The organism is Thalassomonas sp. RHCl1 (assembly GCF_947387555.1).
Taxonomy (GTDB): Bacteria; Pseudomonadota; Gammaproteobacteria; order Enterobacterales; family Alteromonadaceae; genus Thalassomonas.
Genome location: NZ_CANDNZ010000019.1, coordinates 87597 through 101426, shown reverse-complemented (window position 1 = coordinate 101426; position 13830 = coordinate 87597). Strand labels below are relative to the sequence as shown.

At 48.8% G+C, this 13830-nt stretch carries 10 protein-coding genes and 3 tRNA genes; 6 read left to right on the top strand and 7 right to left on the bottom strand.

The window, feature by feature from the left end:
• The 5 genes from QL234_RS29290 to dnaQ all read right to left on the bottom strand — a co-directional run bounded on the left by QL234_RS29290 (position 1) and on the right by dnaQ (position 2527).
• Positions 1–73: transfer RNA gene (locus QL234_RS29290), tRNA-Asp, on the bottom strand.
• Positions 74–99: 26 nt separating this feature from the next.
• Positions 100–176: transfer RNA gene (locus tag QL234_RS29285), tRNA-Asp, on the bottom strand.
• A gap of 26 nt (positions 177–202) precedes the next feature.
• Positions 203–279, bottom strand: a tRNA-Asp gene (locus tag QL234_RS29280).
• A gap of 202 nt (positions 280–481) precedes the next feature.
• Positions 482–1798, bottom strand: a complete 1317-nt coding sequence (locus QL234_RS29275; protein ID WP_281561276.1) for a TIGR03503 family protein — start codon at positions 1796–1798, stop codon at positions 482–484.
• Positions 1799–1804: 6 nt separating this feature from the next.
• The gene (gene dnaQ, locus QL234_RS29270) at positions 1805–2527 is read right to left on the bottom strand and encodes a DNA polymerase III subunit epsilon (protein ID WP_281561275.1); all 723 of its coding nucleotides are present in this window, start codon (positions 2525–2527) and stop codon (positions 1805–1807) included.
• A 315-nt stretch (positions 2528–2842) separates the two neighbouring features.
• Here dnaQ and QL234_RS29265 point away from each other — a divergent pair, with 315 nt between their 5' ends.
• Positions 2843–3712, top strand: coding sequence for an MBL fold metallo-hydrolase (locus QL234_RS29265; protein WP_281561274.1), 870 nt, complete (start codon positions 2843–2845; stop codon positions 3710–3712).
• A gap of 88 nt (positions 3713–3800) precedes the next feature.
• Here the strand turns inward: QL234_RS29265 and QL234_RS29260 are convergent, their stop codons facing one another.
• A complete protein-coding gene (locus QL234_RS29260; protein WP_281561273.1) occupies positions 3801–4286 on the bottom strand; it encodes a DUF2919 family protein in 486 nt (161 codons plus the stop codon).
• Positions 4276–5013 (bottom strand): DUF599 domain-containing protein, encoded by a 738-nt coding sequence (locus tag QL234_RS29255; RefSeq protein WP_281561272.1) that lies wholly within the window; start codon positions 5011–5013, stop codon positions 4276–4278. Before QL234_RS29255 ends, QL234_RS29260 begins: the two co-directional genes overlap by 11 nt.
• Positions 5014–5292: 279 nt before the next feature.
• Between QL234_RS29255 and QL234_RS29250 the strand changes: the two genes are divergently transcribed.
• The 5 genes from QL234_RS29250 (at position 5293) to QL234_RS29230 (ending at position 13805) form a co-directional block, all read left to right on the top strand.
• Positions 5293–7593, top strand: coding sequence for a DUF5916 domain-containing protein (locus QL234_RS29250; protein ID WP_281561271.1), 2301 nt, complete (start codon positions 5293–5295; stop codon positions 7591–7593).
• 597 nt (positions 7594–8190) lie between these two features.
• The gene (locus QL234_RS29245) at positions 8191–9531 is read left to right on the top strand and encodes a hypothetical protein (RefSeq protein WP_281561270.1); all 1341 of its coding nucleotides are present in this window, start codon (positions 8191–8193) and stop codon (positions 9529–9531) included.
• A 241-nt stretch (positions 9532–9772) separates the two neighbouring features.
• On the top strand, positions 9773–11566 hold the full coding sequence (locus tag QL234_RS29240) for an MFS transporter (protein WP_281561269.1): 1794 nt from the start codon (positions 9773–9775) through the stop codon (positions 11564–11566).
• A gap of 4 nt (positions 11567–11570) precedes the next feature.
• Positions 11571–12653: a proline racemase family protein gene (locus tag QL234_RS29235; RefSeq protein WP_281561268.1), complete on the top strand. Its 1083-nt coding sequence runs from the start codon at positions 11571–11573 to the stop codon at positions 12651–12653.
• A 69-nt stretch (positions 12654–12722) separates the two neighbouring features.
• Positions 12723–13805: a Xaa-Pro peptidase family protein gene (locus QL234_RS29230; RefSeq protein ID WP_281561267.1), complete on the top strand. Its 1083-nt coding sequence runs from the start codon at positions 12723–12725 to the stop codon at positions 13803–13805.
• Positions 13806–13830 lie beyond the last annotated feature (25 nt).

The following is a 13830-nucleotide window of genomic DNA, read 5'->3' as shown; positions in this document are numbered from 1 at the left end:
GGAGTGGACGGGACTCGAACCCGCGACCCCCGGCGTGACAGGCCGGTATTCTAACCAACTGAACTACCACTCCGCAGAGATGCATAATCAGATTTAAATTGGCGGAGTGGACGGGACTCGAACCCGCGACCCCCGGCGTGACAGGCCGGTATTCTAACCAACTGAACTACCACTCCGCAGAGATGCATAATCAGATTTAAATTGGCGGAGTGGACGGGACTCGAACCCGCGACCCCCGGCGTGACAGGCCGGTATTCTAACCAACTGAACTACCACTCCGCGATTTAAACTCTGCGTTTCAACAACAACTCGTTGAATGCGGCGGAGATAATACGGTTATGAAGTGTATCCGTCAACATCTTTTTTCATATAATTTACCGGCTGCGCATTTGCTAAACAAAGCGTTCGATTAACGCGCATTCTTTGCTGTTAAGATGCCCGTCAGGCGAAAAATTAACAGCTTATTTCGCCCGCCTTCACCTTATTCCTGTTCTGTTTCCGGTTTAGCTAACTTTTTCTTACGCCACTGTAAGGTAAAAAAGACCGCCAGGGCGATAAAAAGAATCACAATATTGCCGACAACAACAATAGTGATCATCTCTTCTTGCTTTTTAGCCTCTTCTGCTTCCCTTCTTATTCTTTCCTGCTCCTGCTCAAACGCCAGTTGCTCCGCCAGTTGCTGGGCCACTTCTTCCTCGGATAACTTCTTTGTTTGCCCGTCTGCATCTACGGTAAAATTAATATCATCTGCTTTGGGCTCAACATTAAAGGCAAATTCCGGGATCACCAGGCGAAACTCCCGGCCATTTTTGGTTCTGCCAAATGCCCTGACTTTTACCCGATAAATACCCGGCTCGGTAAAAGCAAGCTCTTTAATACGCTCACCGCCACTGCCTTCCATAATAGAAAAGGCTTCAACCTGACGGTCGGGAAAAACAAAGTTGCCCTGGAAAATTAGACTGTCGGGATCGACAAATTCATCATCAATAACAAAATGTACCTGGTGGAATTGCTCTTCTTCATTAGTGGTATCCACCTTAATGGTCACCGGCGTCGGGTGCAGAATAACCGGATTTTGTCTGAGCTCCCGGGTGGCCATAGGCAATTTGATCACATATATAGGCTGCCATTCCCCCGGGGCAAAATTTAGCACAAACTCGCCGGTAAACAGATTATCCCCGGCATATTCGTCCAGATCCCTGCCGTCATCACGGAAAGTGGTCAGCTTTATCGGCTCGGCGCCAAAGTTATCATAGGCAGAATTATTGGTACTATAAAAGTCAACATCAAGATGGATCACATCCCTGAACCCCGGGATATCGATCGCCCGGTCGCCGTTAAATAATTTACCGGTGACTTTTAAGGTTTCCCCCGCCAGTAAAATTTCCGGTAAAGACTCCACTTCTATTTTGACTTCAGAAAGCACCATGATTTTGCTTTTCGGCAAAATATTACCTATCGCCTGCCAGGGACCCGGCATAGGTTTTTTAATTTTGATCATGTCATAGGTACTGTCATCGTACCATTCCACTTTATCTTCCGGCAGATTATTAATTTTCAGCTTACTGCCGTCCGGCCGCACCAGAATAATCGGCTGGCTGCCATGGGCACGATAGAAGATCATGGTCACTTCTTCTATCTGGGCATCAATACGAAAACGGTTATCAAAATAGGAGATCTGATTGGTTTTATCGTCTGATTGATAATATTCAATTTCATGGGGTAATTCCTGCGCACCGCTAATCCAGCTTAAAGCAGACAGTGCCGTGAGCAATAAACCTCTATAAAGTCCTGCCATGGTTTCTTATGAACGCCATAACGGCGTTCCTCCTTTTTCTGCTACGATAGCCAGACGTTCCTGATGTGCAGTCACTTCATCGGCCGTTGCCGCTAAAACCTTTAACGGCGCCCGCTCGGTCGTTAATCTTCGGATACTGTTACTGTCGCCACCGCCGCTATCATCGGAGGAAAGGTTAAAGACTTCCTGCCGGCGGGTCATTTCAATATAAACAAAAGCCAGTAACTGGGCATCGATTAATGCCCCGTGGTAAGTACGGTCGACCAACTTATCCACTTTATAAAAACGGGCGAGATAATCCAGGGTTTTCGGCGAGCCGAATTCATCTTTGGAAACCTTCAGGGTATCGGTCACGGTGCAGATATCCTCGGTCATGGGTAAATTTTGCCCGACCATGGCAAATTCATGATCCATAAAGCCGACGTCGAACTTGGCATTATGGATCACCAACTCGGCCCCGCGGATAAATTCAATAAAGTCATTGGCGACTTGTGAAAATACCGGTTTATCCTGCAGAAATTCATTGGTTAAACCGTGAACATCAATAACCTCTTGTTCCATAAACTTTAACGGATTGATGTAGACATGATAGTTCCGCCCGGTTAACTGGCGGTTGATCATTTCCACACAACCTATTTCAACAATACGGTGCCCTTCCCGGGTACTGATACCTGTGGTTTCGGTATCGAGTATGATCAAACGATGTTCTTTATTATTTACTTCACTCACTATAGGTATCCTAAAGACGGCAATATTTCGACTGGTATTCACGTTTACTAACGTTCGCGGCGGCACAAGATAAACACCGCACATCGGGGAAAATGGTACACCCTTAATAAATGCTTGTCGATGCCGCCGGCCAATACAATAACGCTAACTTGTTAATGCCTGACAAAATATAGCAACAGTTATTATGCTATTTGGGCATCAATAAAAAGCGCTACAGAACAAATTTCATCTAAGGGGTAATATTACTGGCCTACATATAACCATATAATATATATTATTCCTTTTAGTCCTTTAGTCGCGAACCGGTAGCAAACTATGACCCCTAATATCAAAGCCCTTTTTCATCAGCCTTCATCCACCTTGTGCTATATCGTCACTTGTCCCGAAAGCCGAAAATGTGCCGTGATTGACCCGGTATTAGACTTTGATATTTATTCGGGTGAAATAGACACTGAGTTTGCCACTGAGGTTATCGACTATATCCGGGAGAATGATCTGCAACTTGAGTGGCTGCTGGAAACCCATGCCCATGCAGACCATGTCACCGCCGCCAGTTATTTAAAAAAGAAACTCGGTGGCAATATCGCCTGCGGCGGTGAAATTACCTCAATTCAACAAACCTTTAAAGAAGTGTTTAATCTCAAAGCACTAAACACTAACGGCGAGCAATTTGACCGCTTGCTTGATGACGGCGATGAATTGCCCCTGGGTGAATGTCACATCAAGGTTTTAGCTACCCCGGGCCATACCCCGGACAGCTTAACCTATGTTATCGGCAGCAATGCCTTTATCGGCGATACTTTATTTATGCCGGACTCGGGCTCTGCCCGCTGCGATTTTCCCAGCGGCTCGGCGGCACAACTCTATCAGTCGATCCAGAAAATCTACCGGCTGGGGGATGACATCACCTTATATATGTGTCACGACTACCAGCCAAACCAAAGAGCATTAAGATACGCCTGCCCGGTAAGCGAGCAAAAAGAAATGAATATTCATGTTGCCTGCGGCGTCAGCGAGCAGGAATACGTCAGCACCCGCCAGCAAAGGGATGCCGGACTTGCCATCCCCAGGCTGCTTTATCCTTCATTACAATTTAATATCATTGCCGGACAGTTACCCGCCGCAGATGAAGGCAATAAACATTATTTAAAGCTGCCGATCAGCGGCATCAGCAAGCTCGACTAAGTGGAAAGTGCTGTTCTCAGGGGAAAGCTCAAAAGAAGCATTCAGGTTAAAAAACCTGCATAAAAGGTTAAGCTGCCCGCCCGGCAGCTTATTCGGGTAATTTTTCCGGAAACTCTTGTAAATTGATGGCCATACGCTTACTGCGAAAACAAAAATAAATCAGCACCGCAATCACGCTGCCCTGCATCACCAGCCAGGACACAGACAACAATTGCCAGTAAAAAAAGCCAAGCAGGGAGACAATAAAATCAAAGGCCAGGGCAAAAATGAGCAAACCACGGCAGTATGACCAGCTCACCCTGACCCAATTTTTTGCCTCCGGACGGCGCAAGCTGATCACCAGCACCACAAAAAGCCCCACCGTCCCGGAAATCAGGCTCAGGTAAAACAACGCCGTTTGCGGATACAGCCACTGGATAATACCGACCCTGTCCTGCATATTGGTCACCGACATTAACCACACCAGATAACCGCGCAGCACAAATAGCAACACCAGATAAATACTTTTAGACAATTTAAGGCAATCAAATTTATCGAAGTCTTCGACACTGTACTGGCTGTACTTATGTCCCATGTTGACCGCCTCCCTGCCCTTGCTCACGTTCCTGATTCAATAACGCCTGCCCTTTGGTAATGGCTTTTACCGCCTTGGAGCGAAACTCCCGGATAAACAGGGTATAGACAACAAACATACTGGCAAAAATAAACAGCGCCGGGTGGAAAAACCAGCTGATCACCGCCAGGGAAAAATAATAAGAACGCAGGCCGTAATTATAAGAATGGGCGGCCTGATCCTGCACTATCGCCATCTCCCTGGCATATTGCATCAGGTTTTGATTATCGCCGTTTGTATCCAGCGGAGCCGCCCCTATCATCACATTCAAAAAACCGTACTGGCGCATCGACCAGGTAAACTGGAAAAATGAAATAACAAAAATAAAGGCCAGCAGCGTCAATTTTAACTGTATCGCCAGGTGATTGGGAAAGTCGGCATAAGGAATAGAAGACAACACATCTTCCAGCCGTTCAACCTGGGCAAACAAGGTCAGTACACCGGCGAGTATCAGCAGAGTGCTGGAGGCAAAAAAGGCAATATTGCGCTCCAGATTTGCCAGCAAGGCCGCATCCCCTACCCGGATATCCCGGACCATGATCTCATACATCCAGTGTATCCTGTGCTGATGTAAACAGCGGGCAATACAATCGGTTGTTTTTGCCTTTTTACGGGCAAACCAGGTATAGCCGGTCCAAAGTACAACAAATATAACCAGGGCAATAATATCTAACGGGGTAAAAGGCATATCAACTTCTTATCTTTTCGCTCGCAGGCGCGGAAAATTCAGGCCTGGGTAAAAGCGCGGATCCGGTATAAAGGTTTTCTGCCACCGATTGTGCTAAAAAGACAAAGATCTTGTCAATGCTTCACGATAATTAATCCTTTTACCCTGACATTATTTAGCGCATTAATTGCGATCAAAGGGTAGAATAACAATTGTTTTTACATAAGAAATTTGTAATCATCTAGCGCCCGTATTTAGGGGCAGACAATAAAAACAATAAACCTGACTTTTGGAGAAAAAATGCCTGTGCTAAGGAGTAGCTGTATTTTTGCAACAGCGCTGATCTTGTTCACTGTTGCCGGCCAGGCGGCATACGCAAACACAACGGCGGTCCCTGAGGGACAACTTAATATTCCCTATTCTTCACAAACCATTACCATAGACGGCGAAATCGACGACCAGGCATGGCAGGATGCATTAGAGGTCTCTCTCAATATCGTCAATGACCCTTGGGAAAATCAGCCCAGTCCGGTACAAACCCGGGCCAGACTCATCGAAAACGGCGAATATATTTATATTGCCTTTATCGCCGACGATCCAGAGCCCGAAAACATCATGGGCTATCTGACCGACAGAGATTCCTCCTGGCACGGCGATCTGGTGGGGATCAAGCTCGATACCTTTAATAACCGGCGGTTGAATTACAAATTTTTTGTTAACCCGTTCGGGGTACAGCATGACGGCATTACCAACGAACTCACCGGACAAAGCAATAACCTCTGGGATGGCTTCTGGCAATCCTACGGCAAAAAAACCGCCGACGGCTTTCAGGTTGAAATGGCGATCCCCTACAGTACCTTAAACTTTAAACCCGGGACCGACCTCAAAACCTGGGCCATCGAACTGGTGCGCCTGTACCCGAGAGATGAAAGATTAAGAATATCCCATATTCCCCTGGACCGCGACAATGCCTGCTGGATTTGCCAGATGCCGGAAATCACCGGTTTTAAACAGGCAAAAATGGGCTCTAATATCAAATTAACCCCTTCCTTGGTGGTTTCACAGGAAAGTCACCGGGACATTTACACTGCCGGCAGCGACTGGCAACAAGAAGATGATGTCGATGCCGGGCTTAGCCTCAGCTGGGGGCTCAGCGCAGATACCCAGCTTGACGCCACCATCAACCCCGACTTCTCCAACGTCGAAACCGACAGCGCGCAATTAACCGCCAACAAGAACTTTTCCCTGTTTTATGACGAGAAACGTGCCTTTTTTCTGGAAAATGCCGATTACTTTGCCAGTAACTATAACCTGGTGCATACCCGCAATATCAGCGATCCCGATTACGGGGTAAAACTCACTGGCCGTGACAATAACCACAGTTACGGGGTCTTTATTACCAATGATACCCAAACCAGTTATATCAAGCCGGGTAACTTAAGCTCCTCGCTGGTGGTCAGTGACAAAGACAGCCACGCCGCGGCGATAAGCTACCGCTATGAGCAGAGTGAAGATCTTACCTTTGGCGTTACCTCAACCTTAAGGTTAAATGATGATTACCATAACGCCCTGCTAAGCCTTGACAGCAAATACCGCATCACCGACTCCAACACCCTGATTGCCCAGCTCATGCATAGCGACACCCGGGATGAAAGTGAAGATGTGGGCATTGTCCTGCTTAGCAATCAAGAGGAAGATAAACGTGATGACCAGGCCTTTAAACTTGCCCTGGAGCACGACTCGGAATTCTGGCAGCTCGGCGCCCGCCACCAGCAAATAGGCAAAGACTTTCGCGCCGATCTCGGCTATATGACCCGGGCCGACTTCAAAGAAAGCCAGCTGGAAGCAAAACGTTTATTCTACGGTACCAGCGATTCTGTGTGGACCGAGGCCAACATCAGCAGCGAATGGACCATACGCCATAACGAGCAGGATGAATTTATTTCACGTGAGCTGATCACCGAGCTGCAAGTCTTAGGCCCCTACTTAAGCGAAATAGACCTGGAATACCAGCAAGCAACAAAAACAGGTTTACGGTTTAATTCAGCGGACAACCGCATCCTGGGCAACAGTGAGCAGTTTGACGAGCAAAAGCTGAAACTCTATGGGGAATTTCAGCCAACGCCGGGCATCTTTGCCGGTGTAGGTTATCAATTTGGCGATCAGATAGACTACAACAACAACCGTTTGGGAGATATCGCCAAAGTCACCACTTACCTGCAGATCCATGCCAGCGATCATCTCTACTTCGACTTGTACCAAAACTATATCAAACTCGAAGCCGACAAAGCCGAGGTCTATACCGAGAATTTGCTTGATTTACGCATTTCATACCAGTTTGACGTAAAAAGCGCGTTAAAGCTGAGCCTGGTCTACTCGGACATCGAGCGAAACCCGGATAACAACCCCAACCTTAGCGATGATTATTTAGGAACAAACAAAAGCTTATCCAGCCAGCTCATTTATTCCTACAAACTCAACCCGCAATCGGTCTTTTATCTCGGTTATTCCGATAACAGCGCCCAGGACAACAGCTTAGACCGGCTCCAGCGCCGGCAAAAAACCTTTTTCTGCAAAGTCAGTTACAGTTGGATGCCTTAAAACAAAGCTTATGGCGGAGCTGATCACAGCTCCGCCGTCAGGGTTTTACAACCCTGGTTTACGCAAAAAACGATAACAAAGACCAACAAAATTGAATTGGTTATAATTCAACCGTTTAAATCAAGGCGTATACAAGCCGCCGCCTTGGGGACAGAATCAAGCCATTACTAACAGAGTTATCCACAAGAATTGTGGACAGCCGCAAAAAAACCAGCCGAACAACAAACAACCAGCCAATGTTCAAAAAACAGGCAAACACACGCTTACCCGGTGAATCTTTCGATATTCTCTTGCAAATTCAGCCCAATGTACTAAAGTTTGTGCTGGTATTTTTCTTTGTCTGCGGCTTTTCCTGCCGATAAAAAACTTTTCCACAAGCAATTAGCTATCAGCTGCTTTACCTGCTTGATGCTTACGACAACAAGTCTTGCTGACGAATAACAAATCCCCCGTTTCGGACAAAATTGACCTCCCGTACCCTGTGGTTTCCTGTCTATACTTAGTTTTGAAAATTAATCCAGATAATTAACAACCACATACCTCTAACACCAGCGTCTGGTTAAAGAATATGCCGATAAACAAAGGAAAATTATCACCATGAAAGTGCATCTATTATGGCCACTGCTATTCATGCTCGGGGCACTGGGTTGCTCATCCAACAGCGCCTACCGCACTGAGGACAAGCAATGCTTATATACCGCAGCAGGAGAATGCGCGACCAGTTTTATGCAAATGGCCAACCGCGGCAGCGACAAAGAATATCAGCTGGGTTTTCTCGAATACGACGACCAGGGTATGCCGCGCAGCCCCGAGCGCCAGGATAAGCTGCTGAACCATTATCTTGAAGTGGCAGCCAGGCAAGACGTGCTCTTACTCACTTTTGTCCACGGCTGGCATCATAGCGCCAAACCCCAAGACACGAATATCAGCAGATTCAGAACGCTGCTGGAGCAGGTATCCGCCAACGAGTCCCGGGACAGCACCCGGCAAAAACGCCAAAGACGCGCTGTGCTCGGCGTTTATATCGGCTGGCGTGGTGACTCGATAGATCTCGAATATCTCAATACCGTCACTTTCTGGGACAGGAAGAATACCGCCCATGAAGTCGGCCGCCAGGGAGTTACCCGGGCCCTGCTCAAACTCGAAGAGCTGGTCAATGTCCGTAATTTTATCAAGGAAGGCAGCCCGGCTGCCACCAGCCGCCTCGTGGTTATCGGCCACTCCTTTGGCGGCGCCGTCGTTTATAGCTCATTGCAGAAAGTGCTGACCGATCGTTTTATCGATTCGCGCAAAAACAAAAATTACCAGGGCAGCGCCGACGGCTTTGGCGATCTGGTATTACTAATGAATCCGGCCTTCGAAGCCCTGCGTTTTGCGCCTTTGTTTCATTTATCGCAACAGGGATGCAGACGATATTTATCCGAGCAGCTGCCAAAACTGGCGGTACTGACCTCAGAAACCGATTATGCCACTAAGCTCGCCTTCCCTGCCGGGCGCAGCCTATCGACTTTTTTCGAGTCCCACAGAAACATGACCCGGCATTACTGTACCCGGCCGGGAAGCGGCGGAAAAAGAGCGATAGAAATCAGCCAGGGCAGCGCTGACCGCACCGCCATCGGGCATTTCGAACCCTACCTGACCCACAACTTATCGGCAAAGTCTGCCGGTGATAAAACCACCTTTGACCTGCTCGATGCCTACCAGCACTGGTCGGCGGCGGATGACAGCCAACCCGGTGTCTTTAGCACGGTTGATTTAAGCAGCTACAAACGCACCACCGCCCGCAACCCCTATATGAACATCCAGGTATCAAAAGCCTTAATGGACGGCCACAACGACATCTGGGGCCAGGATATAGTGCAATTTGTCAGTGAATTGATCCGCATGTCGACAACACCAAAAGAAGTTTATGAGCTGATGCTTAACAAACAGCAATAACCTTTGTTTACACCCGGTTAGCTTGCCAGTAATCCCGGCCAGCTAACCGGACTTTCTCTCAACCGGCTCACCATAGGCAAACTAAGCGCAATGCCGCAGGCATTATTACTGCTTTTTCTGCTTTTTAACCAGAAAATTTCGTCGCGCCAAAATGAAAAACTGCCCATACCACCCAATTAAAAGTATATTGTATACAAATCTTATGTTATAAAATTAAAAAGCATAAAAAACAGCCAACAAGATGACAACAATAAAACCCTCCCCTTTCCCGGCAACCTTCTATGTCGCCAATACCATGGAAATTTTTGAACGCCTGGCCTGGTACGGTATCTATACCCTGCTGGCAAGCTATATCATGACACCAACGGCCCAGGGAGGCCTGGGGCTGGGCAATAGCGAACGCGGTTTGATCATGGGAGTGGTGCCGTTTTTCCTGTACCTGTTCCCGGTTATCTCCGGTGCGCTGGCAGACAGGTTCGGCTACCGCAAGATGTTCCTGCTTTCTTTTATCTTGATGGCCCCCAGCTATTATCTGCTCGGTTATGCCACAGATCTCGCCAGTTTTATCAGTATCTTTATGCTGATCGCCCTCGGCGCCGGTATCTTTAAACCTGTGGTGATCGCCACCATCAGCCGCACCACAGACAGCAGCAACCGGGGGCTGGGTTTTGGCATCTTCTATATGATGGTCAATATCGGCGGTTTTCTGGGGCCGGTATTAGCCCCCGTTATCCAGAAAAATTACGGCTGGCAGTATGTGTTTATCTTCGCCGCCCTGTGGATAAGCCTCAACTTTATCCCGGCAATATTTTTTTACCGGGAGCCACAGCGCCAAGCCAATAATAAACCGTTAAAGCAGGTCTTTGCAGAAATGCAGCAGGTGCTGGGCAATGCCCGGCTGGCGTTGCTTGTGGTGCCGTTACTTTTCCTGCTGGTCGCCTTTTACGCCAGTTTGATCACCAGCGGCAAGGTCACCCTGATAGTAGCCGGTGCCTTGATCCTGCTTGCCCTGCTTTGGGACCTGGCATTAAAGCATCAACACCCAAGGCATACAAAAAGCCCCCTGCCCTGGTACCGGCAAAAAATGCAACTGGGCAACAAGGCATTTATGATTTATTTGCTGATCATCACAGGTTTCTGGACCGTTTACCTGCAGCTGTTTATCACCTTGCCGGTTTATATCCGCGACTTTGTCGACAGCTCAGATCTGGTCAGGCTATTACATCAGCTCAGCCCCTACCTGCACGACACCTTAACCGCCATCAAGCTCGACACCCTGGCCGCGGAGATCGCCCGGTTAACGCACGCCTTGCCTTTAGCCGATCTGCAAACGGCCCACCTCAGCCAGGCCTCCATCGGGGAAATCACCGCGGCTTTAGTCGCCCTCGACGTACGCGTGCCGGTGCAAGAGCTGCAACACGCCTTTATGCAAATCAGTCAGGCAGGTCAGTCAGAGGCGACCCGGTTAAGCCAGGAATATGCCCGCCTTTGGGCGCAGGAATACCGCCAGCTCAATCCCGCAACGCTATTAAGCCTGGATTTTTTAATGATCATCTTATTCCAGGTCGTCATCAGCCGCTTTATCGGTCAATTTAAACCCTTGCCGACCCTGATTGCCGGTACCGGCATTATTGCCCTTGCCATGCTCGCAGGCGGCTTCGCCCACGGCGTTATTTTTGGCGGCTTATTGATCGCCTGCTCGGTGATTATCTTTGCCATCGGGGAAATGACTGCCTCGCCCAAAAGCCAGGAATATGTCGCCTCCTTTGCCCCTCAAGATAAGGCCGCCATGTTTATGGGTTATTACTTTGTTTCCATGGCACTGGGCAATTTATTCGCCGGCCTGCTGTCCGGCTGGTTATATCAGTTAGTGGCCGTAGAGATGGCCAACCCTATGTTGATGTGGATTATTTTTGCCGGCCTGGGGCTGCTGACCTGTTTCGCCCTGTATCTTTTTAACCGGGAACTGGTGAAAGAAATCGAACAACAGCAATATCAGCTGACAACAACACTAGAAAGTGCAACAGGAAAATAAGCAGATGCTGACAAAAACAAAAAGCAAAACCGCCGAACAATTCCAACAATGGCAGATACCAGAGGAAGACGGTTCAAGACAGGAAAACACCCTCATCATAGAAACCCTTGAGTGCCATACCGGCGGCGAGCCGCTGCGCATTATCACCGGCGGTTTTCCTGAGCTTGCCGGCAGTACCATTTTAGAAAAAAGGCGCGACTGCCTGCAGCACTATGATGCCCTGCGCCGCGCCCTGATATTTGAACCCAGGGGACATGCCGATATGTACGGCGCCATCATTACCGAACCGGAGCGGGAAAACAGTCATTTTGGCGCCATTTTTATCCATAACGAAGGTTACAGCACTATGTGCGGCCATGCGGTGATCGCCCTGGCCAAATGTGCGGTGGAGTCCGGCGTGGTGACGCAAACAGGCGAAATCACTCAAGTGGTGATCGATGTTCCCTGCGGGCAAATCCATGCCCGCGCCTTTGCCCGGGGCAAGGTGGTCACCCGGGTAAGCTTTGACAGCGTGCCCTCTTTTGTTTATGCCGCCGGGCAAAGCATTTTTATTGACGGCATCGGCGAGGTTAATTTTGATATCGCCTTTGGCGGCGCTTTTTACGCCTATGTACAGGCATCACAGTTAGGGCTTGCATTAGTGCCGGAGCAACAGGAAAAACTCATCAACTACGGCAAAGAAATAAAAGCCGCCATCAGCAAAAAATTGCCCATTAGCCATCCGTTTGAAGCCGATTTGAGCTTTCTTTACGGCGTAATTTTTATTGATGACTCACCCGTTGACGGCGTGCATAGCCGCAATGTCTGCATTTTTGCCGACGGCGAGCTCGATCGTAGTCCCACCGGCAGCGGCGTCAGCGGCCGCATTGCCCTGCATGTCGCCAAAGGGCAAGTGCCGCTAAAACAGGACATCAGCATAGAGAGCATTTTAGGCAGCCAGTTTACCGTACAGGCCTGTGAGCAGCTTGATTATGACGGTTACCCGGCGGTGATCGCCCGGGTCAGCGGCCAGGCTTTTGTCTGCGGCAAAGGCCGGTGGCTGATCAACGAACAGGATCCGCTCAAACACGGTTTTCTCTTAAGGTAACTCCTGAACTATTTACAGGCATCAACAGCCAATAACGTCATTAACAATCAAAACAAGAGTAGCAATAGCATGAAACTCCAACACTTACGCCAGCAGCAGTTTACCCAAGACAGCGACGCCCTGCTTATTTTCAGCGACATCAATATCCACTACCTCAGCGAATTCTCCGGCCATGCCGCCACGATTTTACTTACCGGAAAAAACAGCTACCTGCTGACGGATTACCGCTACGTGGAACAGGCAAAAGTCCAGGCCGAAAATTTTACCGTGATTTGCCGGCAGCGGGAAAAACAGAGCCTGGCATCCCTGATCGCTGAACTGTTACAACAAGATGGCTGCTGCCGGCTGATGTTTGAGAGCGGCCATATTGACGTTAATGCGTGGCAACAAATAGCTCATGAAATCCGCCGCCTTGAAACGATAAAGCAAATAGAAGCGGTCACAGGTGCGGTGGAAAAGCTGCGTTATCACAAATCCGAACAGGAGATCACCGCCATTTCCCAGGCGGCACAAATTGCCGACCAGGCACTGGCCAATATCCTGCCCTTAGTCAAAGAAGGCATCACAGAGCGTGAACTGGCCATCGAGCTGGAATACCAGATGGCACTGCTGGGCTCGGAAGAAGTCTCCTTCGCCACCATTTTATTGTTTGGCGAACGCAGCGCCCTGCCTCACGGCATTCCTTCAAACAGAAAGCTTAAGCCGGGAGATCTGATTTTAATAGACTTTGGCGCTGTAATGAACGGCTACCGCTCGGATATGACCCGCACTTATGTTTTTGGCAAGGCCAGCGCCGAGCAGAAACAGGTTTATCAGCTGGTGCGAGACGCCCAGCAGGCAGCCCTGGATGCACTGACACCGGGCATCAGGGGAAGTGATTTATACCAGTATTCAGCGGATATTTTGCATGCCAGTGATTACAAAAACTATGCAGGAGAAGGATTGGGACATGGGGTTGGATTAGAGTTACATGAACTGCCCTTCATCGGCCCCGCCTGTGAGCAAAGCATAGAAAAAGACTGTGTTATCACTATAGAGCCGGGCATCTATATTCCCGGTTGGGGTGGCATCCGCATCGAAGATGATGTGGTATTGGCAGAAAACAGCGTGGAAATTCTTACCCGGGCCCCCAAAGACTTATTAGAGCTTTAAAGTAAGTAAAACCGTAGACAATAAG